The following is a 24,148-nucleotide window of genomic DNA, read 5'->3' as shown; positions in this document are numbered from 1 at the left end:
GAGGACAGTCTCCACAACCACCCCCGCCCTGTCCATGCCGTGAAGATCCCGGTCGGAGATAGAGGGGGGATAACGCGGAGTTGGCGACTCCCCCCAGACTCCTGGCCGAGAGTGAAAGGGGCTCAGCCGTTGAACCGCCAAGAAGACACGAGTACCGGCTTTCCGGGGCCGTCGGCCGACCTGGTCACCGCGGTGGGGGTCGACCACGTCCGCCTGGTCTACGACTACCTCGACGCCGGCGATCTGGACTCGTGCGCCTCCCTGCTGCACGACGGTGTGGTCCTCGAACTGCCGGGGCTGCCTCCGTTCCGCGGCCGGGCGGCGGTCCTGCACACCCACTTCGGCCGCTCGGCGCCGAGGGCGCGCTACGAGATCGACCGGGTGGTGGGCCAGGACCGGAGCGTGGTCGCCACGGGGCGCCGCGTGGTGCCGGGCACGGACGGGCAGCACCTGCGCTTCGTCGACGTCTTCACGATCGCCGACGACGGCATGGTCCTGGCGTGCACCCGGTACTACCACGTGGCGCCGTGAGCGACGGCCGAGGACGGCCCCCGTCCGTCCTCGGCGGCCGGCGCGCCGGTGCCACCCTCCGGGCCCGGGGAGGCAGCTACAGTCCGGGACCGTCGTACGCGCCGCGGTGCGGCTTCGTGGTGGCGCTCACCGAGTTCCCCCAGTAGTCGCGGCCCCCGTTGCCGCTGATCACGGAGCCGTTGTCCAGGGCCGGGGACGTGGCGCGCAGCTTGTAGCCGTCGACGGAGCGGATCGTGTCGCCGCCGGTACCGGGGGCCACGAACTGCGGGTCGCCGACGATGCCGTTGGCGGTGGGCCGGGGCACGCCCTGGAAGACGTTCCACAGCCAGGAGACGCCCGCCGCGGTGGGCAGTCGGGAGTCCGCGGTCCCGACCCAGATGTTGTTCTCGACGACGCTCTCGTCCGGGAGCGTGATGCTGAACTTCTTGTCCGTGCAGTAGAGGACGTTGTTGTACAGGTGCAGGGCGGAGCGTCCCGCGCTGACGCTGCTCATGCGGCAGTCGTTCTCGGAGACGTTGTAGCGGACGACCTGCCGGGCGCCGCCGATGGTGCCGCAGCCGTCGCAGTCGAGGAAGAACCCGCCGATGTTGTCGCGGCTGAAGTTGTACTGGATGGCGCAGGTCCCGGTGTTGCCCCAGTCGCAGTCGAAGGCCTGGCTGTCGGCGACCGACATGCGCGTGGTGTCGGTGACGGCGTTCTTCTGGATGGTGGGGTTGTGGTCGCCGAGCACCCAGATGCCCGCGAAGTTGCCGCCGGAGAAGGGATAGACGCCGTTGCCGACGCCGGAGGCGGTGTTGTACTGGATCATGGGGGTGTCGGCGTAGCTGGCGATGATGCCGTCGCCGCCGACGTCCTCGACGGTGTTGTTCTCGATCAGGACCCCGGTGCCCTTTGCCGCCATGGCGCCGACGCGGATCTTGAGGCCGCCGCCGCCCGTGTCGCTGATCCGGTTGTCGTGGACGTGGACGTCGTTCAGGGTGGATCCGGTGCCGCTCGCGCCCGTGACGATGCCGGCGGACTGGACGAAGTCCTCGGTGGTCGGGCTGTTCTTGTTCGTCTGTCCCGCCACCCGGTCGATGACGAGCCCGCCTATGTCGAAACCGCGGTGGGCCGATCCGTCGGTGGCGGAGATCCGCAGGCCGGTGCGGCGGGCGAGTGCGGCGGCGGGGTTGGTGAGCTTGAGGCCGCTGATGCGCCAGTGGTCCTGGTCGGTCAGGGAGACCGCGTTCGGGGCGCCGCCGCCGTCGATCACGGGCAGGGCTCCGGTCCCGTACGCGGTCAGGACGATGGGCGCGGCCGCGGTGCCGCTGCCCCGGGGGGCCAGGGCGCCGGTGCAGGTCGTGCCGGAGGCGAAGGCGAGCGTGTCGCCGGGTCCGTACGTCTTCCCGTTGGCCTGCGCGATGGTGTTGAACGGCGCGTTCTGGCTGCCGTCCCCGGCGGTCGGGCGTGAGCAGTCCACGTGGGTGACGCTCCCCGCGGCGGTGGCGGGGGCGCCGGGAAGGGCGGCGGTCCCGCCGAACGCGAGGACGACGGCGATGAGCCCACGGCCCATCACCTGCCGTACGGGCAGAACTCTGTCGGTCATGGCGCAACAACCTTTCTGGCGGTCGGGTGCGGCCAGAAAGTAGGTGCGGCCGATGATCGAGTCAATGCAATTGTGTCGATTGATCGAATTTCGATCGCCAGCTGGGCGATTGGTCGATCGCCGCGCCTGCGCGCGGCGCCCGGCGACGGAGTCGGAAGGGCCCCCGGAGCGGCCCCTCCGTCCGTCCGCGCACCGCCCCGGTCAGAATCCGGCCGCCGACGGCACGAGGCGGAGCCGGCAGGCGTCCAGGGCGCTGTCGACATGAGCCCCGAGTCCCGGGTCGGGGGCCATCACGGAAAGGCGGTGCATGGTCAGCATGGCGTCCCACGCCGAGGTCCTGGCCAGCGGCGAGGCGCCCCAGGAGACCTCCTCCAGATGGGTCCAGAGGTGGGCGCCGAATCCGAGATGAATCGTTCCTGCCCGGGACTCCTCCTCGTCGAGGGCCCGGCGCGCGGCCGTCAGGAACGTCAGCGCGTCCTCGGGACCGAGGGCCGAGAGGACGGCCCGGAGGTGGGGGGCGGTCAGGGCCGTGACCTCGGACCAGTCGGCCACGTCCCCGAAGCGCTCGCACAGGCGTACGTTCAACAGGTGTTCCATGTCAGTGGTCATGCATGCACAGATACGTTTACGCCGCCCATGGCGCCCGTCACGACACGCGTGAAACCGCCTCCTCCCCCCGTACGGAGTGCTCGCCCCCGGCCCCGTGCGCCGCGCACGACCCGAACGGCCCAGGCGCGGCGCCGGGGAACGCACGGGGGCCGGGGCGCGCACAGCGCCCCGGCCCCCGTGAGGGATGGTGCCGAACGGCTCAGCCCTGGTCGTCCTCCGGGATGCTGACCAGCCAGCGGGTGTCCTTGCGCGGGCGCAGGTACAGCACCCAGTAGAGGGTCGCCACCGCCGTGATGCCGCCGGTCCACAGCAGGTACTCGACGTCCTGCATGTACAGGACGTAGGCGAGCACGCCGATGAGCACCACCGGGACCGCGGGCCACAGCGGCATGCGCCACGCCGGGACGTCGCGGTGCGCGCCCCGGCGGCTGAACAGGGCCGCCACGGCCACCAGGATGTACATGCCGGTGACGGAGACGCCGGTGACGCCGTAGAGGGTGTCGAGGTTGACGAAGCACAGCGCCGCGCCCGGCACGCCGACGACCAGGGTGGCCACCCACGGGGAGCCGAAGCGGCCCAGGCGGGAGAGGGCGTTGTTGACGGGCTCGGGCCAGGCCTTGTCGCGGGCGGAGGCGAAGAGCACGCGGGAGTTCTGGATGACCATGACGATGCCGGCGTTGATGATGGCCAGCGCCACGCAGAGGCTGATGAAGGTGCCGACGGCGGAGTTGGACCAGGCGGCGATCATGCCACTGATGTCGCCGCCGGTCAGGGTCTCCAGGTCGCCGGCGCCGAGGGTGATCGCGACGACCGGCACCAGGATGACGGCGGTCGAGATGGCGAGGGTGGCGAGGACGGTGCGGGCCACGTTGCGGCGGGGGTTCTCCAGCTCCTCGGAGAGGTAGACGGCCGTCGAGAAGCCCTGGGTGATGAAGAGGGCGATGGCGAGGCCGGAGACGACCATGGCACCGGTGACGAGCGAGTGCGTGCCGCCCCCGGCGGCGACCTGGCCGTGGATCAGGGAGCCGACGCCCCGCTGGGAGTGGGAGAAGCCCAGGATCGCGACGATCCCGGCGGCGATCACCTCGAGGACGAGGAAGATGCCGGTGATCCAGGCGTTGGCGCGCAGGTCGAGGAGGCCCGCGAGGGTCGCGAGGAGCATCACGCCCGCGCCGGCGAGCGGGGCGGGGATGTGCACCAGGGGCGCGAGGTAGTCGGCGGTCCCCATGGCGATCACCGGTGGCACGATCATCACGACCAGCAGCGACAGCACGAACACCAGCCACCCGGCCAGGCGGCCCGAGAGGGTGGAGACGATGGCGTACTCGCCGCCGGCGCTGGGGATCAGGGTGCCCAGCTCGGAGTAGCAGAACGCCACGCCGATACAGAGCAGCGAGCCGATGGCGATGGTCAGGGCGGCATACGTGCCGACGCCGTCGAAGAGGTCCGGTACGACCACGAAGAGGGTCGAGGCGGGCGTCACGCACGAGAGCGTGAGCAGGGTACCGCCCACGACACCGATGGAACGCTTGAGCTTCTGCGGCACGGGGCCGGTCTGAGGGGCCACCGCGTGCGGTGCGCTGAGGGTGTCGGTCATCAGGCGGTTCCGATCGATGCGAGCGGTAGATCTGAGCGGGAGCGGTATCGCCTCCGAGGCGGCTGGTGATCAGGTGGTTCCGTGGAGCTCCCGGCTGAATGGAAGCGTGAGCAGAACCGCAGGTCAATGGGCCTCCTGCTGCGGAATCCGTTGCTTCGACGGCTCCGGGAGGGGTGGAGGGGCGCCAAGAACGCGTCAAGACCGCAGAAACGGTCCGTGCGGGAACCGCAGCTCGGGCGGGAGGACTTTTCCCGCGCTTTACCGCCGCTCCACATGCTGGAATACCGGACACAGTCCCCCGGATAACGACATACGGCCGCCCTCCGGGGTGCGGCACGGGCCGTCACCGGCGCCCACCGGACCCGACCGCGCCTCCTCGGCACCCTCACACCCCGGCCCGGCCGGGCCTCACGACCCTCAGAAGTGGCTCAAGTCCCTTGTCCCGAGGGGCTTTCGACGACAAGGTCGAGGCCTGCGCCGACGACCAACGGCGCGGTCTCAGGGGGGACATCACCATGAAGATCACGAGGATCGGACTGACCGCGTGCGGCGTCGCCGCACTGCTCGCCGGCGCGGTCGCCTGCACGGACGAGGGCGCCGGGCCGGCCAAGCCCACCGCGAAGGCGACCGCGGCGCCCTGCGCGAACGGCACGTACACCTGGTTCAACGTCGACAGACGGGACGTCCTGACCGGCGTCGCCGCGAAGCAGAAGCTGGGCAAGGGGGGCGGCACGCTGACCAACAGGATCGCGCCCCTCCACACCCCGCTGACCGCCGTCACCTTCGCGAAGGGCCCCCGGGCCGACGTGAAGGCCACGCTCCTGTCCCTGGGCGCCCGCTTCAAGGACTCGGACGCCGCCCTGGGCGACGCCTACGACTTCGCCGACGTCCACCGGGCCCTGCCGAAGAACGAGCCGAACTCGACCGTCGTCCAGGGCGCCGGGGAGATCGTGGAGTACACCTGGGTACGGGAGATGACCGGCGACTTCCGGTACACCTGCGGCGACGGCGAGCCCACGACGGGCCGCGCAATCGGCTGGGACACGGACGGCGCGGGCATCCTGGAGTGCTCCACGACCGTGCCGAAGGTGGGCGCGAGGCAGCCGGTCCTGGAAGCGGCTCTCATCGCCTGCGGCCCGGACTCCCCCGCGGCGAAGCCGGGCAAGGCCTGACGCCCCGCGCGAGGGCGCGGCCCGGCCCGCGCCCTCGCGGTGGATCACCTCCGGAGGTGACCACGCCCCGGAGGTGATCCACCTGATCCGAAGCCGGTGAAGGGGCCGCCCACCCAGGACGGGACCGTCGCTCCGGCGCACGGTCCCGTCCTTCCGTACCTCCCCGGGGACGCCACGAGGGCCGCCGCGCCCCCGGGGGCGGTCCGCTCCGGCACGGACCGGCGAGGGTCGCCGGGGAGCACGTCCGGACCCGTCCGCGAAAATAGTAGCCATGTACATAGTAGCCATGTACATAGTAGCCATGTACGGTATTCCTGTGAGTTCAGCACACGAGAACGACACGGCGGGATTCCTCGTCTGGCGCCTGTCGATGAAGTGGCGCGTGGCCGTCGACCGGGCGGTCGCGCCGCTGGGCCTGACCCACGCCCAGTACGCCCTGATGGGGTCCCTGTACGGCATGGCGCGCTCCGGGCTGCGGCCGAGCCAGCGGCAGCTGGCCGACCACACCGGTCTCGAACCGCTGTACGTCTCCAAGCTCGCCCGCGCGCTGGAGGCGTCCGGCCTCGTCGCCCGCACCCGGGACCCCGCCGACCCGCGCGCCATGCGGCTGGCGCTCACCGACGAGGGGCACGACGTCACCCGTCGTGCGATCGAGGTGGTCCAGGGCCTCCTGGACCAGCTGCTGGAGCCGCTCGGCGGACAGCACGACCCGCGCGCGCGGCGGTTCACCCACGACCTCGCGACCCTGCTCGACGCACCTCTTGATCCGCACACCGAGAACTCCGAGGAGCCGTCATGACCACCACCACCGCACCCACGGCCAACGGTCGCGTCATCGCCCTGGCGCACTACTCCGCCCGCGCCCTCCTGGAGGGCGTGCTCACCCGTCACGGGGCGACGTTCGAGCAGAGCGTGGTCCTCCGGGCCGCCGTGACCGCGGGCGACTCCGTCGGCCTGGACGCGCTCGTCTCCGACGTCATCGGCTCGCTGAAGGCGGACGAGTCCGCCGTGCGCGGCGTGATCGACGGACTCACGGCCACGGGGCTGCTGGAGCGGCTTCCGGCGGACGGCTCCCGTCTGCGGGTGACGGAGACCGGCCGGGACCTGTACGACACCACCACCGCCGAGACCGCCGAGATCTCCTCCCGGCTGTACGCCGGCATCCCGGCCGAGGACCTCGCGGTCACGGGCCGCGTCCTCACCCTCCTCACCGAGCGCGCCAACGCCGAACTCGCCAGGGCCTGAGTTCAGGGCGATCGTTCCCGCCGGACCCACCCGCCTTCGCTCCGGGTCCGCGTTTCGGCCACACGCGTACGCGGCCACGGTCCACCCCGCGCAGGGGTCGATGCACCCGGCACGAACGCGCCCTCGGTCCGCGACGGGATCGGCCACCGTCCGAAACACACGTGTTCGACCGGCCCTCCCCCGTCGTTGAGTTCTCCGACAGCCACCAACCGGCTCCCGGAGGACTCCATGGACCCCGCGACCACGGACGCCACGGCGTCCACCGCTCCGACCGACGACACCCCGCCCGCCGAGACCGTCTCGGCCTCCGAACGGCTGCTGTTCGGCGGTGAACTCGCCTACGACGAGGGCTGGAGCCAGCACTCCGGGACCTGGGTACGGCTGGGCATGTGGAGCATGGCCGTGCGCTTCCCGCGTCAGGTCGGGATCGCCGTGCGGCTGGCCCGGCGGGCCGACCCTCGCGCGCTGTACACGGTGGCCGTCGGCGAGGTCGGCCGCGGTGTGGCGCAGGCCTTCTCCCTGGTGGCGGTGAACGCGCTGCTCACCGAACTGCTGGCGCCGGGGATCCTGGTCGAACGGCTGCGGGCGGCCCTCCCGTCGCTCGTGCTGGTGTCGGTGACGGCGATCCTCTCCTCGCTGCTGAGGTCGGCGTCCACCGCCTCGACGGGCATCCTGGAGCCGAAGGTCCAGCGCGTCGCCACCGAGCGGTACCTGGGGCTCGTCGCCCGGGTCGAGATGGACGCGATCGAGGACGACGCGTTCCACAAGCTGATGGACTCGGCGCAGTACGGCGCCGACGCGGCCCGGCGGATGGTCGGCTACTGCACGGCTGCGGTCGCCTCGGCGATCTCCCTGGTCGCGGCCGCGAGCGTCCTGACGGTCCTGCACCCCGCGCTGCTGCCGCTCCTGTGCGCGATGGCGCTGCCGAGCGCGTGGGGATCCCTGACCATGGCCCGCGCGCGGTACGAGAGCTGGCACCGGTTCGTCCAGCACGCGCGCGCCGCACAGCTCCTCGGCCGGCTGCTGATCGACCAGCAGGCCGCGAGCGAGGTGCGGGCCCACGACGTGGGACCGTTCCTGCTGGAGCACTTCCGGGGCATGGCGGAGACCAGCGAACGCGAGCAGACCCGGCTCGCGTGGGTCGGTGCGCGCACGGGGCTGCTCGCGGACGGCGCCCGGGGTGTGGCCACGGTCGCCGCGTACGGCGTGCTGGGACTCCTCCTGTGGCACGGGCAGATGGCGCTCGCGGTCGGCGGGACCGCCGTGCTCGCGATCCGCGCCGGATCGGCGAGCATCACGGACCTGGTGCTGCGGGTGACGGACATCCAGGAGGAGTCCCTCTTCGTCGCCGACCTGGAGCGGCTGTGCACCGAGGCGGAGCGGCGGGCGATCCCGGAGACGGGCGTGGACGTGCCGGAGGACTTCGACGCGATCCGGTTCGAGAAGGTCACCTTCTCCTACCAGGGCGCCGAGGAGCCGTCGCTGCGGGAGGTGGACCTGGTCATCCCGCGCGGCTCCACGGTGGCCCTGGTGGGGGCGAACGGTTCGGGAAAGACCACGGTGTCCAAGCTGCTCTGCGGTCTGCACCTGCCCGCGGCCGGCCGGGTGATGTGGGGCGACGTCGACGCGGCGGAGGCCTCCAGGGCCCGGCTGTTCTCCCGGGTGGCCATGGTCGCCCAGAACTTCCAGCGGTGGCCGTTCACCGCCCGGGTGAACATCGGGATCGGGCGGCCCGGCGGTGCGATCGACGACCGGGACGTCGACGCCGCGGCCGCGTACGCGGGAGCCGACGACGTCGTGGCCAAGCTGCCGCGCGGCCTGGACACGCTGCTGGCCCGCGGCTACCAGGGCGGCCAGGAGATCTCCGGCGGGCAGTGGCAGAAGATCGGACTGGCACGGGCCCGCTACCGGAACGGACGGGTCCTGGTCGTCGACGAGCCGACCAGCGCGCTGGACCCGGTGGCGGAGCAGCGCGTCTTCGACCAGATCCACCGGCTCTCCGGGACGGGCCAGACCACGGTCCTGATCACCCATCGGCTGCACAGCGTCCGCCATGCCGACCTCATCTACGTGCTGGAACGGGGCAGGGTCGTGGAGCACGGCACGTTCGACGAGCTCATGGACCCGTCCCGTGGCACCGGGGCGTTCCGGGAGGCGTACGGCCTCCAGGCCCGCCAGTTCCTGGCGCCGACCGTCCCCGGCCAGACCGCACCGGCGACCTCGCGGAGCAAGACGGAAGAAAAGATGGCATAACCAACCGGTCCGCTGGAAATCATTCCTTACCCCCACCACACGGCGCGGAGGCCGGACCGACCCCGGGTCGGTCCCTCGTCGCCCCTTCGGGGCAGCTCGCGATCGGAGACACATGGCCACACTTCCCTCCTCCGAAGACGTACCCGGCTCCTCGATGAGCGACGAGGAGTACGGAGCCCTGCGCGCCGGGGCCGCCCTGTGGATCGGGGCCTCCGTGCTGATCACCGACGAGCGGGGCCGGGTCCTGGTCCAGCACGTCGACTACCGCGACACCTGTCTCCTGCCGGGCGGTGCCGTCGACAAGGGGGAATCGCCCTCCCACGCCGCCACCCGGGAGATGAGCGAGGAGCTCGGGGTCTCCCTGGCCGTCGAGCGCGGGCTCGCCGTCGACTGGGTCTCGGCCGACAGCTTCGACGCGCCGCCCGTCATGCGGTTCAACGGCGAGATCCTGCACGTCTACGACGGCGGCACCTGGGACGCGGAGCGGATCTCCACGATCCGCCTGCCCGAGCACGAGATCGAGTCGGTCGAGTTCGCCGAGCCCTCGCGGCTGCCCGACCTGATGTCCGCCCGCGACGCCCGGCGCGCCCTGTCCGCACTCCGCGCCAGGATCGACGGCGCCGGCCCCGTGTTCCTGGAGAACGGCCTCCCCCTCTCCCCCACCCCCCTCGACCGGGCCGCCGTCCTGCACACCGCCCGGCCTCGGCACCACTTCCCCTTCCACGCCGGTCCGGCCCCGGCGGGCCTGCGCGTGTGCCAGGCCTGGGGCTGGCTCCTCGCACCCGACGGACGGGTGCTCCTCCTCCTGGACCCCGACACGGGCACGGCCCGCCTCCCGGGGGGCGCCCCCGAACCCCGGGACGGCGGGGACCCTGTGGCCACACTGCGCCGCGAGGCACGTGAGGAGGCCGCTTCCAGCTTCGGCGAGCCGGTGCTCCTGGGCCATCTCCCCGACCCGGACGAACCGCGCACCCGTGTCCGGTACGCCGCCGCCCTCACCGGCGTCGGACCGGCGGACGTCCGACCGGCGGGCGTCGGGCAGACGGGGGTCGACCGGACGGATGTCAGACCACCGAGCCTCGACCGGGCGGACCTCGGACAGGCGGGCGTCGGCCGGGCGGACCTCGGGTCGGCCACCGGCGGCGTCCCCATCCGGGTGCTGGTCACGCCGGAGCAGGCCGTGGAGCTCTTCGACTGGGGGCCGGCGGCCGAGGCGCAGCTCGCCGCGGTCCACCGGGCCCGCGAGCGGCTGGGCATCCCCCGCGCCGGCCGCCGCCCGGTCACCGAACTCACCACCCCGGCCGACTGGTCCTCCTCGGCGTGACCAGTCTCCACAGGGGCTCGGGGTCGAAGGAGGGAAGCGTACGCGCCGGGTGCGGCCGCGCCGGGGCGAGCGCCGTGACGGCGGGGCGGCGGCCCCGATCACGAGGAGGGCGACGGCGAGTCCCGCCGTGGAGAGACGGCGAAGGGTGGTCGGACGGACAGGCAACGGGATGCTCCGCTCTGGTGGCGCCGCGGGGCCTTCCGAGCGCCCCCTGACACCCTCAACTCTGCTTTCCCCACGACGCGCCGGCCATCGGTGATCGCCCCGAACCGACCCCGAATCCCCCGGACCGGATCCCCGAGGATCACCCCCGAAAACGGCTCGTCACCCCTGGGCGCCGCCGCCCGCCTCCTCGTCGAGCAGACGCCCCGTGAGGAGGGCGAGCCGCGCACGGGTCCGGCCCGTGGGGGTGCTGAGGTCCAGGGCCAGCGCCCGGCCGATGTGGTCGAGGCGGCGGGCGATGCTGCTGTGGTGGAGGTGGAGGAGCTCGGCCGCCCGGCGGACGGAGTCGGTCGCGCAGTAGGTGTCCAGCGTCTCCAGGTCCTCCGGTGAGAGATGGCCGAGGGCGGTGACGTCGGGGTTGTCCCGTACGGCTTCCTCGGGGATGTCCGCCAGGAGGGCCAGCGCGCCGAGATCGGCGTGGTGGACGACGGGTTCGCGCGGGCTGGTGAAGCGGAGGGCCGTGCGGGCCCGGCGCCACGAGCGGTCGGGGCCCTCGGCGGCGCCGATCCCCGCCCGTACCCCCTCGGGGAAGCCCGTACGGTCCACGGCGGCGGCCAGGAGGACGCCCACGTCGGCGAGCGGGGCGGCCTTCACCGGGCGGGACGGGCAGACCAGCGCTCCGACGCGGTCGAGCGGGAGGCGGGTGCGGACAGCGACGACGTGGACGGGAAGTCCGGGGGCGAACCCCAGGAGGCGCAGGGCCCGCGCCCGGGCCGCGTCGTCGGTGCCACGGCTGATGACCAGTTCGACGAGGGCGGGGTCGGCCATGGTGGTGCGCGCGGGGCCGTAGCGCTCGGCGGCGCCCGCCGCGGCCAGCGCGAACCGGTCGAGAAGGACCTCGTCGAGCGGGTGCGGCGGACCCGGGCGCTCCAGCCAGACCGTGCCGATCTCCTCCTCGTCGAGGGTGACCGCCACCTCCGTCGACGCGGGCACCGGAGGGGTGACCGCCGTCGTTCCGTGCGGGGAGACGCGGGTCGAACGGCCGGAGCCGTGCAGCCGTATCCCGGCGACGCACTCGGCGAGGCCCGCGGACGCGCGCGCGAGTGCCGGGAGGTCGACGCGCCGGCGCATCAGGGTGTCGTAGAACGCGACGATGCGCATCGCCCCGTCGACGTACGGATCGAGTCCCGACAGCCGTACGGCCAGTGCCTCCATGGCAGAAGGATCCCAGACGAAGTGCCGTGACGGGGTGCGCCGTTCGGCGCGCGATCGGCACGGGACGCGCGACGGATGTCGGATGCGGCCGTCTGCGGACGGCCGTGAGGATGGTCGTCATGGATCCCGAACTCGAAGCGTTCATACCGTTCTTCCCGCGCACCGACCTCTCCGACCCGGTGGCCGCCCGCGCCCACTTCGCCGGTCTCGCGACCTCGGTACCGGCGCCGGACACCCCGGACATGGAGATCGAGGACCGCGTCGTGCCCGCCGACCCGCCCGTGACGGTACGGATCTACCGGCCGCGCGGGGCCCGGGCCGCCGTGATCTGGATGCACGGCGGCGGATTCGTGATGGGCGACGTGGACACCGAACACCCGTGGGCCACCCGCATCGCGGAGAGCTCCGGCGCGGTGGTCATCTCCGTCGGCTACCGGCTGGCCCCGGAGCATCCCTTCCCGGCCGCGCTGGACGACGCCTACGCCGTGCTGGAGTGGACGGCCGAGCACGCCGACGCGCTCGGTGTCGACCCCGCGCGGATCGCGGTCGGCGGCCACAGCGCCGGAGGTGGGCTCGCCGCCGGCGTGGCGCTGCGGGCACGCGACGAGCAGGGCCCGCCGATCCGCTTCCAGCTGCTCAACCAGGCGGGTCTCGACGACCGTCTGGAGACCTGGTCGGCGCGGAACTTCACCGACACGCCCTGGTTCCACCGGGGGAAGGCGGTCGCCTCGTGGCAGCACTACCTGGGCGCACGGCCCGCCACTCCGTACGCGGCTCCCTCGCGGGCCACCGACCTCTCGGGCCTCCCGCCGGCCTACGTCGCCTCCGCCGAGTTCTGCCCGAACCGCGACGAGGACATCGACTACGCCGTTCGGCTGCTCCGGGCGGGCGTGTCCGTCGAACTCCACCAGTGGCCCGGCACCTTCCACGGCTCGCAGGCGATCCTCTCCGCCGAGGTGTCGCAACGCCAGAACGCCGAACTCGGCGCCGTCCTGCGACGCGCCCTCGCCGACTGACGACGCTCAGGGCCCGGCGGTCCAGGGCCCGACGCCCGGCAGCCAGTACCTCGACCTCGTGAAAGGAATGATGCGTGAAGACGCGACAGGCAGCCCCGTCCGCCGGGCTCGACCCCGCGGAGCTCCAGTCCGCCCTGGACGACATCCACCACGCCGGTGTACCCGGGGTGTTCGCCGAAGTAAGGGAGGGGGAACGGACGTGGCACGGCGCCTCCGGGGTCGCCGACGTCACGACCGGCCGTCCCGTCCGGGCCGAGATGCGGCACCGCGTCGGCAGCGTCACCAAGTCGTTCACCGCCGCCGCCGTGCTCCAGCAGGTGGAGCGGGGGCGCGTCGGGCTCGACGCGCCGATCGGGGACCACCTCCCGGGACTCGTGCCCGGAGAGCGCGGCAGGAGGATCACCGTACGGATGCTGCTCAACAACACGAGCGGCATCCCCGACTACCTCCCGTACGCCTTCCCGTCCCTCCACGGCTTCCCCTCGCTGCCGGACGTGTCGACGGAGAGCCTGGACGACAACCGGTTCCGGTCGTTCCGTCCGGCGGAGCTGATCGCGATGGGGCTCGCGGCGCCGCCCACGGGTGAGCCCGGCGGCTCCACGGGGGTCTACTCGAACACCAACTGGCTGCTCCTGGGCGAACTCCTGGCGGAGGTCACCGGCATGCCCGCCGAGGAGTGCGTCACCCGGAACGTCATCGAGCGGGCCGGACTCCGGCACACCGGTTTCCCGGCCGGACCGCACGTCGAGGGACCGCACTCGCTCCTGTACGAGTCGTTCTACGGCCTGATCGAACCGCCGCGCGACTACAGCGTCTACGACATGTCCTGGGTCGGGACGGGCGCCGCCCTGGTGTCGACGATGGCGGACCTCAACCGCTTCTACGCGCTCCTGCTCGGCGGCGGGATCGTCGGCCCCTCGTCGCTCGTGGAGATGCGGCGGACGGTTCCGGTCCGCGCCCTGGACGGATCGATGATCCGCTACGGCCTCGGGCTGCACCGGGTCGACACCGATCACGGGACCTTCTGGGGCCATGACGGCACCGTCTGGGGAGCCGGGACCCTGTCCCTGACCCGCGCCGACGGCGGGCGGCAGATGTCCGTGGCGGTCAACCTCGCCCGGTGGAACAGGCCGGACGCCTCGGGGCGGCCGCGGCCCCACCCCGTCGACGGCGCGCTGAAGGCGCTGTACGCGACGGCGACGGGCGCACCGGCGTCCGCCGCCGGACCCGCGCGCTGAGCGGGATCACTTGCTCCCGCCCATGCCGTATGCGTGCGCCGGCGGGCCGGTGCGGCCGGGCCCGCCACCGCACGGGATCACGCCGCCGGTCCAGCGGGCGCCAGGGTGTACGTACGGCCCGACGTGTAGAACTCCAGGCCCGCCCTGCCCTGCTCGCGGGGCCCGTGGCTGGAGGACTTGGTTCCTCCGAACGGCAGGTGGAAGTCGACGCCCGTGGACGGGGCGTTGATCCGGATCATGCCGGTGTCGAGCAGGTCGAGGCCGTGCAGGGCCGTGTTCAGGTCGGCCGTGTGGACCGAGGTCACCAGGCCGTACGGGACGGAGTTGGTGATCCGTACGGCCTGGGCGACGTCGTCGGCGGGGAGCAGGGCGGCGACCGGGCCGAAGACCTCCTCGCGCAGGAGCCGGTGCCCCGGGGGCACCTTCTCCACCAGGGTCGGGGCCGCGTACCAGCCGGGCCTGTCGAGGGGGGTGCCGCCGGCGAGCGTGGCCAGGCCACGGCAGACCTCGGCCATGCGGTCGCGGGCGCCCTCGTGGATGAGCGGCCCGCACACGGTGGCCGGGTCGGCCGGGTCGCCGACCGCGAGGGCCCGCAGCGCCTCCGACAGCGCCTCGCGCAGCGGTTCGAGGGCGGCACCGACCGCGACCACGCGGCTCGTGGCGGTGCACTTCTGGCCCGCGAATCCGGCGATGGAGGCGGCGATGTGTCCGGCCGCCTGCTCGATGTCCGCGTCGGGCAGGACGATCGCGGCGTTGAGGCCGCCCATCTCGGCCTGCGTCGGGATGCCCCGGGCGGTCGCGGCCCGGGCCACGGCCCGCCCGACCGGGGTGGAGCCGGTGAAGGAGACGACGTCGGCGGCCGAGACCAGCGCGTTGCCCTCGGTCGCTCCTCCGGGCAGGACGGTGAACACGGCCTCCGGCACGGCCCGTCGCACGATCTCTCCCAGGCGCCGGGCGCACGCGGTGGCCTCGGGGGCGGGCTTGAGGACGACCGTGTTCCCGGCGGCGAGCGCGGGAGCCGCCTTCCAGGTCGGGATGGCGAAGGGGAAGTTCCAGGGTGTGACGAGTCCGGCGACGCCGTGCGGGCGGCGCCGGGTCAGGAGCAGTCCGGCGCCCGCGGCGGTCTCGTGGACGGCGCCGGTGGGCTCGTACGGGGCCTGGGCGTAGTAACGCCAGATGGCGACGGTACGGGCCACCTCGGCCCTGGCCTCGGAGAGGGGCTTGCCCACCTCGCGTACGGCGAGCGCGGCCAGTTCATCGGTCGCGGCCTCCACGCCGTCGGCGACCGCGCCGAGGGCGGCCGAGCGGGCGCCGGCTCCGGCCCGCAGCCAGCCGGGCTGGGCGGCGCGGGCCCGTTCGACGGCGTCGACGACCGCGAAGGCCCCGGGCGCGGGGATGTGGAGGAGCACGTCGGCGGGGTCGGCCGGGTTGCTTGAGGTGAGGGAAGGAAGGACGTCGGTCACGGGAGGAGGCCTCCGGAGAAGGGGCGTACGGGGTCGGGAGGTTGCGGGCGGGTGGGGGGCGAAGCCGACGGCGGGGGCGGTGCGAAGCCGACGGCGGGCGGCGGCGCCCGCCGTGGCTCAGGAGTGCCACCCGCGACCCGAGGCCGGCGGCTGTGACGGGGCAGGCGGCGGACGGCAAGCGGCAGACCATCACCCCCGCCCCGACGCCGCCGCGCCGCGTGCCGCGTCCCCCCGTCGGCGCGTCAGTGGTGGCCGTTCGCGACGGCCTTCTCCGTGGCCGTGCGCACCGCGGCCTCGATCGGGCCGGTGAGCGGGTGGCGCGGCGGCCGGGTGGGGCCACCGGGGCGGCCCGCGATGTCCATGGAGAGCTTGATGGACTGGACGAACTCCGTCTTCGAGTCCCATCGGAGCAGCGAGTGCAGCGACTTGTACAGCGGCAGCGCCGTCGTCAGATCCCCCGCCACGGCCGCGTGGTACAGCTCGGCGCAGCTCGCCGGGAAGGCGTTCGGGTATCCGGCGACCCATCCGACGGCGCCCGCGACGGCCAGCTCCAGGAGGACGTCGTCCGCGCCGATCAGGAGGTCGAGGTCGGGGGCGAGTTCGGCGATCTCGTAGGCGCGCCGGACATCGCCGCTGAACTCCTTCACGGCGACGATGCTGCCGTCGCCGTGCAGCCGGGCCAGCAGGTCGGGGGTGAGGTCGACCTTGGTGTCGAAGGGGTTGTTGTACGCGACGACGGGGATTCCGACCCGGGCGACGTCGGTGTAGTGGGCGCGTACGGACGCGGGGTCGGCGCGGTAGGTGTTGGGCGGCAGGAGGAGGACCGAGCCGGCCCCGGCCTCGGCGGCCTGTTCGGCCCAGCGGCGCGACGCGGCGCTGCCGTAGGCGGCGACGCCGGGCATGACCCTGGCCCCGTCGCCGGCCGCGTCGACGGCGGTGCGGACGACCTGGGCGCGCTCCTCGTCGGTGAGGGTCTGGTACTCGCCGAGGGAGCCGTTCGGGACGACGCCGTCGCAGCCGTTGGCGATCAGCCAGGCGACGTGTTCGGCGTAGGCGTCGTGGTCGACGGAGAGGTCGTCGCGGAAGGGGAGAGTGGTGGCGACCATGATGCCGCGCCAGGGGCGGTCGGTGGTCCAGGTGGTGGTCATGCCGATCACCTTTCAGTAGTGTGTGACATTTTACTAATGGGGAAAAGGGAGGCCCGGCAAAGGACTCCCCCACAAGCCCTAAGGGGCTTCGAGGGGCGGCCCGGCCTGATCGGCCGGATCACCGTCGAGCGCGGCGAGCGTCGAGAGCCGTACGGGTACGGCGAACGGGCGCCGCTCCGCCGGTGGTTCGGGGGTGCCCCCGCCCGCGGCGAGACAGGCGACGGCCGTGCCGCATATCCGTCCCTGGCACCAGCCCATGCCGGCCCGGGTGAGGAGCTTGACGGTGCGCGCGTCCCGTGCCCCGAGGTCGGCGACGGCCTCGCGGACGCGGCCGGCGGAGACCTCCTCGCAGCGGCACACGTCCGTGGCGTCCGTGAGCCAGTCCTGCCAGCCGGGGCCGGGGGCGTGCGCCGCGGCCATCACGTCGGCGAAGGCACGCATCCGGTCGCGGCGGCGCCGGAGCCCGTCGATCCGGCCCCCGCCGGTGCGCCGGCCGAGGAGTCGCGCGGCGACGGCGTGGGCCGCGAGTTCCCCTTCCGTGCGGGCGAGTGCGGCGCCGCCGACGCCTCCGGTCTCGCCCGCCGCCCAGAGGCCGGGCTCCGAGGTCTCCTGGAGCTCGTCGAGGGCGAGGCCCAGGGTCCCGTCGGGCGACGGCCGGGTGGCGCAGCCCGCCGTGGTGGCCAGTTCGATCTGGGGGACGAGTCCGTGGCCGACGGCCAGGGCGTCGCAGGCGATCCGCCGTTCCGTCCCCGGGACGGGGCGCCAGTCGGCGTCCAGGCGGCTGACGGTCACGGCCTCCACCCGGTCGGTGCCGTGCGCCTCGGTGACCGCGCTCCTGAGCCGGACGGGCACCCGGTGCCGGAGCAGTCCGGCGCCGTGCAGCAGCGCCTCGGCCGCCTTCCCGGGGTTGGCGGCGAGCGCGCGGGGGCCGCGGGCGTACCGCAGATAACCGGCGGCCTCGACCACGGCGGGGACCCGCGCACCGGCGGCGGCGAGGGAGGAGGCGACGGCGAGCAGGAGGGGGCCGCTGCCCGCGACGACGACGCGGCGACCGGGCAGGACGAGCCCGGACTTGAGCATGGCCTGGGCCCCTCCGGCGCCCACGACGCCGGGCAGCGTCCAGCCAGGGAAGGGCAGCTGGCGTTCGTACGCGCCGGTGGCGAGGAGCAGGGCCCGCGCCCGGATGCGTACGGGCCGCTCCCCGTCGCCGTCGGCCCCGGTGACCGCGTGGACGGCCCAGGTCCCGTCGTCCTCCCGGAGCGTGGACCACACGTGGTGTCCCGGAAGGTGGGCGACGGTGCTCTCGGTGAGGCGCCGCCGCAGGTCGGAGTAGGCGGACCAGTCGTGGTGCAGGGCTTCGGGCCGTACGGCGCCGAGGGCGGGCGCCGGGTGCCGGTAGAACTGTCCGCCGGTCCGGGCGGAGGTGTCGAGGAGCGCGACGGAGAGGCCGAGCTCCGCGGCCGTGACGGCTCCGCCGAGTCCGGCGGGACCCGCGCCGACGACGGCGAGGTCGTACGGTGCGCGCCGGGCCTCGGGCTCAGACGGTGAGGCGGTCATGGCCGTGGCCCTCCTGGGTGGTGATCGCGTCCCCGGGGCGGGCCGGGACGAGGCAGGCACGGCGGTTGGGCACGCCGTTGACGGTGGCGAGGCAGTCGTAGCACTGCCCGATGCCGCAGAAGGCGCCGCGCGGCCGGCCGCCGTCCCGGGTGGTGCGCCAGGCCAGGATCCCGGCGCCCCAGAGGGCGGCGGCGACGGTCTGGCCCGGCAGGGCGGTGACGCGACGGCCGTCGAAGGTGATCTCGAACGGCGGATCGGGCTGCGCGCCGACGAGGTCGGCGGGGGTGCGGGCCACGGGCCCTCCTCTCGTGACGGTGACAGGTGCGTCAGGCCGGGTCGTCGGCGAACCGCTCCGGGCGGAACGGGGTGATGTCCAGGGGCTGCCGGGCGCCCGTCAGGCAGGCGGTGACGATCTGTCCGGTCACGGGTGCGAGGCCGATGCCCGCGCCTTCGTGGCCGCAGGCGTGAAGCAGGCCGGGGACGCGGGGGTCGGGGCCGATCGCGGGCAGGTGGTCGGGCAGGTAGGGGCGGAAGCCGAGGTAGGTGCGGAGGGCGCGGACGGTGCCGAGGACCGGGAAGAGCGCGGTGGCTCCGGCGGCGAGCCGGCTCAGGGCCTCGGCGGAGAGGGTCCGGTCGAAGCCGACCCGTTCGCGGCTGGCGCCGATCAGGACGGGCCCGGCGGGGGTGCCCTCGACGACCGCCGAGGTCTGGAGGGCGGCGGAGCCGCTGGCGACGTCGGCGACGTAGTCCGCGGCGTACACCTTGTGGCGCACCAGGCGCGGCAGCGGTTCGGTGACGAGGACGAAGCCCCGGCGGGGCCGTACGGGCAGGTGCACTCGGGCGAGTGCGGCGAGTGCGCCGCCCCAGGTCCCGGCGGCGTTGACGACGTGCGGGGCGTGGATCTCGCCCGCCGCGGTCCGTACGCCGCGGATCTCCCCGGCGGAGCCGGTGAGGAGGCCGGTGACCTCCTCGCCCAGCCGGAGCCGGATCCGTCCGCCGCCCGTGCGCAGCAGCTGGGCGGCGGCGTGGGCGGGCATCACCTGGGCGTCCTGTGGGTAGTGGAAGCCGCCCGCCAGGGTGGGCGCGAGGTGGGGCTCCAGGTCGTGGAGCCGGTCCGCGGAGACCTCCCGGCCGGTGACGCCCGCCTTTTCCTGGCGGGCCGCGAACGCGCGCAGGGCGCGCATCCCCGGCTCGTCCGAGGCGACGACGAGACCACCCTTGGCCTCGTACTCGACCTGCGGCGGCAGCAGTTCGGTCAGCTCCCGCCACAACGCGGTCGAGATGAGGGCGAGTTCGAGCTCGGGTCCCGGTTCCTTGTCGGAGACCAGGAGGTTCCCCTCGCCGGCTCCCGTGGTTCCGCCGGCGACGGGACCGCGGTCGACGACGGTGACGGAGAGGCCGGTGCGGGCGGCGTAGTGGGCGCAGGCCGCGCCGACGACGCCGGCGCCGACGACGATGACATCCGAGGTGTTTCTCGTGGGCACGGCAGTAATATTTCACATGGCACTGAGGTTGCCAAGACCCTGGGACCCGTTCCGCTCGAAGGCTCGGGCCGCGCCGAGAGCGCGGTACAGGGCCCCGGCCACGGCGAGGTCCTCCCAGGCCATGCCCACGCTCTTGAAGAGGCGCGGGCGCTCCGAGGGGGTTCGGCCGCGCACCAGTTCGGCGAGCGTGCCCGCGATGTGGTCCGCGCCGATCGCCCCCTCGGCCAGGGGGACGAGCAGGTCCCCCGCCTCGCGCAGGGCGGCGGAGCGCGCCTCGACGTAGACCTCCGCGCGGGCCACGAGCGCGGTGTCGGTCTCCCGGGCCGTCGGCTCGTGCGAGCCGACGGCGACGACGGTGGCCCCGGGGGCGACCAGGGTGCCGTCGAAGAGGGGTTCGCGGGCGGTGGTGCAGCAGACGACGAGGTCGGCCCCGGCCACGTCTCCCGGTGTGCCGGCCCGTGCGGGCACGTCGAGCGTCCGCGCGTATCCGGCGAGGGCCCGCGCGGCGACGGGGTTGCGGCCGACGACGACGGCCTCCGCGAGAGCTCGTTCGGCGTGTACGGCCTCGAGGTGGCCGTACGCCTGGGGGCCGGTGCCGAAGAGCACCAGGCGCAGCGGCCGGTCGTCCGGGGTCAGATGGCGTACGGCGAGGGCGGAGACGGCCGGGGTGCGCAGCTCGGTGAGGGCCGCGCCGTCGAGGAGGGCGAGGGGCCGGAGGTCCGTGCCGTCGAGGAGCAGGTAGGAGCCGGTGACGCGGGGCAGACCGAGGGCCGGGTTGCCGGGGGCCACGCCCGCGATCTTCACCCCGGCGTAGGCGTGGTCGGCGGCGGGCATGAGCAGCAGTTCACCGGCCGGGACGGGGACGGCGGTGCGGGGCGGTGCGGACTCGGGGTCGAGTCCGGCGCGCAGGACCTCGGCGAGGACGTCGGCCGCCGCCGAGGGCGTCAGCAGGCCGTTCAAGGCCGGGGCGTCGACGCGGACCGGGCCGTTCGGGGCGGTCACAGCAGGAATCCCGTCCCCAGCTCGTCGTGCGGATCGAGGACGAAGGTGTGGGTGCCGGTGCGATGGCTGGCGCCGGTCACCTCCGTGATGCCGTCGGGCAGCAGGCGGCCGGTGAACACCGTGTCGGCCACGGACGTGTGCGTGAGGACGTCCCCGGGAGCGAGGCGCCCTTCGTCGCCGAGCAGGACGAGCCGGGCGGACGTGCCTGAGCCGCAGGGCGAGCGGTCGATCTGCCCGTCGGCGAAGACGGTGACGTTGCGCTGGTGCGGTCCGGTGGCCGTGTCGGGCAGGTCCTCGTGCAGGATGACGCCGTACACCTCGTGTGCGGGGAGCGCGGCGCGGATCTCCCGCCCGGCCCGGACGAGCCCGGGCAGCGAGGCCCGGGTGGTGTCGAGCCCGAGGGCGCGCGCGGGGACCGAGGCGTAGACGGCGCCGGAGTCGGCGAGATCCACCCGGACCGTGCCGCCGGAGAGGGCGAGCGGGACCTCGCGGGCGAGGACGCGCGTCGGGACGTTGCGGAAGGTGACGCCGGTGGTGCGGCCGCCCGCGCGGTGCACGGTGGCGGTGACGCGCCCGGAGGGCACGTCGACGCGGACGGGGACGTCGCCGTCCTCGGATGCCGGGACCCGTCCGGTGTCGACGGCCCAGGCGCCGAGCGCCATGGTGCCGTGCCCGCAGGCGGTGGAGTAGCCGTCCTTGTGCCAGAACAGCACGCCGAAGTGGGCGCCGTCGTCGTCGGGCGGCACGACGAACCCTCCGTACATGCCGGAGTGACCGCGCGGTTCGCGGACCAGGAGGCGGCGCAGGGCGTCGAGCGGGCCGAGCCGGAGGGCGAGGGCGCGGCGCTCGGCGACCGTGTCGCCGGGGACGGGCGGCAGGTCCTGGGCGACGATCCTGAACGGCTCGCCCGCGGTGTGGTAGTCGGTGGTGCGGACCGACTGCGGGGTGGTGCTCACGTGGTGCGTCCTCCGGAGGGGCGGGGCTCGGGGACCACCGTCGTGAAGGTGGTGTGCCGGGCCGGTGAAGGGTGCCGGGCCGGTCCCTCCCCACAGGGAGGGACCGGCCCGGACGGTGCGGGCGGGTCAGCTGCGGAGGGGGCCCTCGCAGGTGTAGCTCGACGTGCCCGCGACCCGGTTGGACCAGATGTCGACCGGTCCGAAGGAGCAGTTCATGTCAGCCAGGTTGTTCGACGCGGCGCCGGCCCGGTCGAGGAGGAAGTAGTCGACGGTCTCGGACATGTCCTTGAAGTTCTTGTCGGGGTTGGCGGCGTCGGACAGGTTGGCGGTGATCCGCCCGGTGCAGACGAAGCGGCGCTTGCCGGGGTCGCCGTTCTCCACGCAGTCGGGGGTGTTGTAGGTGGCGGTGGCGAAGGCGGACTTCACGGAGGCGAGCGCCGAGTCGCGCAGCCGGTCGTTGGGCGTGAACGTGGTGTTCGGGACGTAGAGCTGGTCGACCTTGGCGATCTGCGTGTCGAGGAAGCGGTCGTAGTCGCGCTGGAGGGCGGCGTCGGAGCCCAGCCGGCTCCGCCAGGCGTCGTACGCGGCCACGTCGTTCGCCCGCAGGTGCGTGTACATCTCGCGGAGCAGCGAGGGGCGCTCGGTCCAGAGGTACTCGAAGAAGGTGCCGGCGTAGTTGTAGAAGCGGAAGCCGTCGCCGTCGTAGGTGGCGTTGAGGATCTGCCGGACGTTCATCCGGGGGCCGCCGCCGGCGGTGTCGGCGATGACGCCCCGGACGAGGGACTTGCGGACGGCGATGCCGTTGTCACGGGTGGCTCCGTCGAAGAACTCGGCGGTGCCCTCGTCCATGGCGGTGGTGCGGTCGCCCTGGTACCAGGGGCCCTCGCCGAAGGAGCCGGGGACGGCCCAGCGGCCGTTCAGGTAGTGGGTGTACTCGTGGCGGAACAGCTCTTCGAGGGTGAGGGAGGAGTCCTGCGGGACGCGCCGCTGGTACGTGTAGAAGGTGGCGCCGCGCTCGATGTAGATGCCGCCGTTGTTGGTGTCCATCCCGGTGAGGATCGGGTGGTAGTTCTCGTAGTCCGCGCGCGAGGCGTACAGGACGATGTTCAGGGTGGCGTTGGTGTCGCCCGCGAGCGGCTGCTCGGTGCCGACGACCCGGTGGAACTGGGACTTGACCTGCTTGCTCGCGTAGTAGAGCTGGTCGACGGTGGCCCGGTCGAGGGCGGTGCGGACCTTGATGCCCCCGTTGTCGTAGGTGTACGTGTACGGGAAGAGCTGCTTCTCGATGTCCTCCTTGCACACGCCGTAGGGCTTGCAGGCCTCGTAGAAGTTGAGCCACGAGACGATCTTCGCCCACGGCTGGCTGCCCCGGCCGAAGGTGTCGACGACGGGGGTGAGCAGCGGGCCGAGGTCGGCGACGATGCCGTTCTTGAGGGCGGCGATCTGGCCGAAGCGGCCGTACTCGCCGAGGGCGTCGCGGACGACCCAGGCGTTGACGGTGCCCTTGAGGTGGCCGTAGCCGGCGAAGGCCTTGAAGGCCGCGCGGTAGGCGGGGTCGGCGGCGACGGCCGCGTGGAAGGCGCTGTCCTGGTTGCCCGGGTAGACGCCGAGGTAGTTCACGGAGAGGCCGGCGAGCGCGGCACCGGCCCAGGCCGGGTCGAGGTTCGTGGCGGTGTGCGAGGGGTCCAGGGTGGCGAGGACCCGCTTGATGAGGCCGAGCTGGTGCTGGCGCAGGCCGGGCGCGCTCGCCGCGTTGAGTGCCTCGCGGAGGGTGTTCGCGTTGGTGCCCGTGACGTCGAAGGTGTGGGCGGCGGCGCCGAAGTCGGCGACGGCCCGGCGGACGGCGTCGACGGTGGGTGCGTCGGTGGTGTCGATCTCGTCGCGGGAGAAGTCGTGGTAGGCGACGGCGTGCAGGTAGGTGAACATCTCCTCCAGGTGGGAGGAGTTCCGTCCGTCGTGGGCGGCGGACAGGCTCGATATGCGGCGGGCGACGGCCTGCACGTGGGCGTCGGACATCACGGGCGCGAGCCGGGCGTCCCAGGTCCAGATGAGGGTGCGCAGGCATCCGTCGGCGGTGACCGCGGGGTCGGCGAGGAAGTCGGCGAGCCGCTCGGGGGTGAGGCCGGTGATGCCGTCGAGCGTGCAGGGGACGCCGGCGGCGGTGGTGCCGGGGGCGGCCGCGGCGAGGGACCGCGCGGTGGTGGCGGCGGGCGCCCGGCCGGGGACGCGGCCCGTGGCGAGACCGCCGGGGGCGGGCGCCGGTCCGAAGGCGGTGCGGGGAGCGGCGGCGAGGTGCTCGACCTCGTCGAAGGGGTTGGCTCCCGGCCGCGCCTGCGGGGCCGGTGCGCCGGGCAGGGCGGCGGGGGCGGCGTTCCGGCCGTCCGTCGCGGTCGTGAAGGCGCCGGCCTGGCCCGCGGAGGCGAGGACGGTGACTGCGATGGCGGAGGCGAGGAGGGACGAGCGCACACGTCGGTGGAGGGACAACGGAACTCCAGCTGATGAGGGGGGTGGCACGGGGATGGGTTCGTGAACCGGCCGGGTTCGCACGGCGTATGACGGGCGTTCATCAGACCGTGTGCGCTGTAACATAG

General features: G+C 73.6%; 20 protein-coding genes. 8 read left to right on the top strand and 12 right to left on the bottom strand.

Annotation, left to right across the window (positions count from 1 at the left end; translation table 11 throughout):
• Positions 1–129: 129 nt before the first annotated feature.
• Positions 130–531: a nuclear transport factor 2 family protein gene (locus ACFYXU_RS16075; RefSeq protein WP_361398778.1), complete on the top strand. Its 402-nt coding sequence runs from the start codon at positions 130–132 to the stop codon at positions 529–531.
• Between the two features lie 76 nt (positions 532–607).
• On the opposite strand, the gene ACFYXU_RS16070 is transcribed toward ACFYXU_RS16075, so the two are convergent.
• The 3 genes from ACFYXU_RS16070 to ACFYXU_RS16060 form a co-directional block, all read right to left on the bottom strand.
• Positions 608–2,083 (bottom strand): right-handed parallel beta-helix repeat-containing protein, encoded by a 1,476-nt coding sequence (locus ACFYXU_RS16070; RefSeq protein ID WP_389458494.1) that lies wholly within the window; start codon positions 2,081–2,083, stop codon positions 608–610.
• 234 nt (positions 2,084–2,317) lie between these two features.
• Positions 2,318–2,725, bottom strand: coding sequence for a hypothetical protein (locus tag ACFYXU_RS16065; protein WP_389406727.1), 408 nt, complete (start codon positions 2,723–2,725; stop codon positions 2,318–2,320).
• A 199-nt stretch (positions 2,726–2,924) separates the two neighbouring features.
• Positions 2,925–4,322, bottom strand: coding sequence for an APC family permease (locus ACFYXU_RS16060; RefSeq protein ID WP_361398769.1), 1,398 nt, complete (start codon positions 4,320–4,322; stop codon positions 2,925–2,927).
• 515 nt (positions 4,323–4,837) lie between these two features.
• On the opposite strand from ACFYXU_RS16060, the gene ACFYXU_RS16055 reads away from it, so the two are divergent.
• The 5 genes from ACFYXU_RS16055 to ACFYXU_RS16035 all read left to right on the top strand — a co-directional run bounded on the left by ACFYXU_RS16055 (position 4,838) and on the right by ACFYXU_RS16035 (position 10,316).
• On the top strand, positions 4,838–5,494 hold the full coding sequence (locus tag ACFYXU_RS16055; protein ID WP_389458036.1) for a hypothetical protein: 657 nt from the start codon (positions 4,838–4,840) through the stop codon (positions 5,492–5,494).
• Between the two features lie 301 nt (positions 5,495–5,795).
• A complete protein-coding gene (locus ACFYXU_RS16050) occupies positions 5,796–6,293 on the top strand; it encodes a MarR family winged helix-turn-helix transcriptional regulator (RefSeq protein WP_389458034.1) in 498 nt (165 codons plus the stop codon).
• On the top strand, positions 6,290–6,739 hold the full coding sequence (locus ACFYXU_RS16045; RefSeq protein WP_389406724.1) for a MarR family transcriptional regulator: 450 nt from the start codon (positions 6,290–6,292) through the stop codon (positions 6,737–6,739). Before ACFYXU_RS16050 ends, ACFYXU_RS16045 begins: the two co-directional genes overlap by 4 nt.
• Positions 6,740–6,967: 228 nt before the next feature.
• Complete coding sequence (locus tag ACFYXU_RS16040; RefSeq protein ID WP_389458032.1) at positions 6,968–8,992, top strand: ABC transporter ATP-binding protein; 2,025 nt, start codon at positions 6,968–6,970, stop codon at positions 8,990–8,992.
• Between the two features lie 112 nt (positions 8,993–9,104).
• Positions 9,105–10,316: an NUDIX domain-containing protein gene (locus ACFYXU_RS16035; RefSeq protein ID WP_389458030.1), complete on the top strand. Its 1,212-nt coding sequence runs from the start codon at positions 9,105–9,107 to the stop codon at positions 10,314–10,316.
• A 324-nt stretch (positions 10,317–10,640) separates the two neighbouring features.
• On the opposite strand, the gene ACFYXU_RS16030 is transcribed toward ACFYXU_RS16035, so the two are convergent.
• On the bottom strand, positions 10,641–11,693 hold the full coding sequence (locus ACFYXU_RS16030) for a helix-turn-helix domain-containing protein (protein WP_389458028.1): 1,053 nt from the start codon (positions 11,691–11,693) through the stop codon (positions 10,641–10,643).
• A gap of 119 nt (positions 11,694–11,812) precedes the next feature.
• Here ACFYXU_RS16030 and ACFYXU_RS16025 point away from each other — a divergent pair, with 119 nt between their 5' ends.
• Positions 11,813–12,709 (top strand): alpha/beta hydrolase, encoded by an 897-nt coding sequence (locus ACFYXU_RS16025; protein ID WP_389458026.1) that lies wholly within the window; start codon positions 11,813–11,815, stop codon positions 12,707–12,709.
• Between the two features lie 74 nt (positions 12,710–12,783).
• On the top strand, positions 12,784–13,947 hold the full coding sequence (locus tag ACFYXU_RS16020; protein ID WP_389458024.1) for a serine hydrolase domain-containing protein: 1,164 nt from the start codon (positions 12,784–12,786) through the stop codon (positions 13,945–13,947).
• 77 nt (positions 13,948–14,024) lie between these two features.
• On the opposite strand, the gene ACFYXU_RS16015 is transcribed toward ACFYXU_RS16020, so the two are convergent.
• The 8 genes from ACFYXU_RS16015 to ACFYXU_RS15980 form a co-directional block, all read right to left on the bottom strand.
• Positions 14,025–15,410 (bottom strand): aldehyde dehydrogenase family protein, encoded by a 1,386-nt coding sequence (locus ACFYXU_RS16015; protein WP_389458021.1) that lies wholly within the window; start codon positions 15,408–15,410, stop codon positions 14,025–14,027.
• 242 nt (positions 15,411–15,652) lie between these two features.
• Positions 15,653–16,558 carry a dihydrodipicolinate synthase family protein gene (locus ACFYXU_RS16010; RefSeq protein ID WP_389458019.1) on the bottom strand — a complete coding sequence of 302 codons (906 nt, stop codon included), beginning with the start codon at positions 16,556–16,558 and terminating at the stop codon, positions 15,653–15,655.
• Positions 16,559–16,636: 78 nt separating this feature from the next.
• Positions 16,637–18,115: an FAD-dependent oxidoreductase gene (locus ACFYXU_RS16005; protein WP_389458017.1), complete on the bottom strand. Its 1,479-nt coding sequence runs from the start codon at positions 18,113–18,115 to the stop codon at positions 16,637–16,639.
• A complete protein-coding gene (locus ACFYXU_RS16000) occupies positions 18,096–18,410 on the bottom strand; it encodes a (2Fe-2S)-binding protein (protein ID WP_361398739.1) in 315 nt (104 codons plus the stop codon). Before ACFYXU_RS16000 ends, ACFYXU_RS16005 begins: the two co-directional genes overlap by 20 nt.
• Before the next feature lie 31 nt (positions 18,411–18,441).
• Positions 18,442–19,599 carry an NAD(P)/FAD-dependent oxidoreductase gene (locus ACFYXU_RS15995; protein ID WP_389458015.1) on the bottom strand — a complete coding sequence of 386 codons (1,158 nt, stop codon included), beginning with the start codon at positions 19,597–19,599 and terminating at the stop codon, positions 18,442–18,444.
• Between the two features lie 12 nt (positions 19,600–19,611).
• Positions 19,612–20,601: an ornithine cyclodeaminase family protein gene (locus tag ACFYXU_RS15990; RefSeq protein WP_389458013.1), complete on the bottom strand. Its 990-nt coding sequence runs from the start codon at positions 20,599–20,601 to the stop codon at positions 19,612–19,614.
• Positions 20,598–21,557, bottom strand: coding sequence for a proline racemase family protein (locus ACFYXU_RS15985; RefSeq protein ID WP_389458011.1), 960 nt, complete (start codon positions 21,555–21,557; stop codon positions 20,598–20,600). Before ACFYXU_RS15985 ends, ACFYXU_RS15990 begins: the two co-directional genes overlap by 4 nt.
• A 126-nt stretch (positions 21,558–21,683) precedes the next feature.
• Complete coding sequence (locus tag ACFYXU_RS15980) at positions 21,684–24,041, bottom strand: collagenase (RefSeq protein ID WP_389458009.1); 2,358 nt, start codon at positions 24,039–24,041, stop codon at positions 21,684–21,686.
• Between the last annotated feature and the right edge of the window lie 107 nt (positions 24,042–24,148).

Source organism: Streptomyces sp. NPDC002232, assembly GCF_042890295.1.
Classification (GTDB): Bacteria; Actinomycetota; Actinomycetes; order Streptomycetales; family Streptomycetaceae; genus Streptomyces.
The sequence above is the reverse complement of the archived record's forward strand: the minus strand, read 5'-3'. Positions and strand labels throughout refer to the sequence as shown.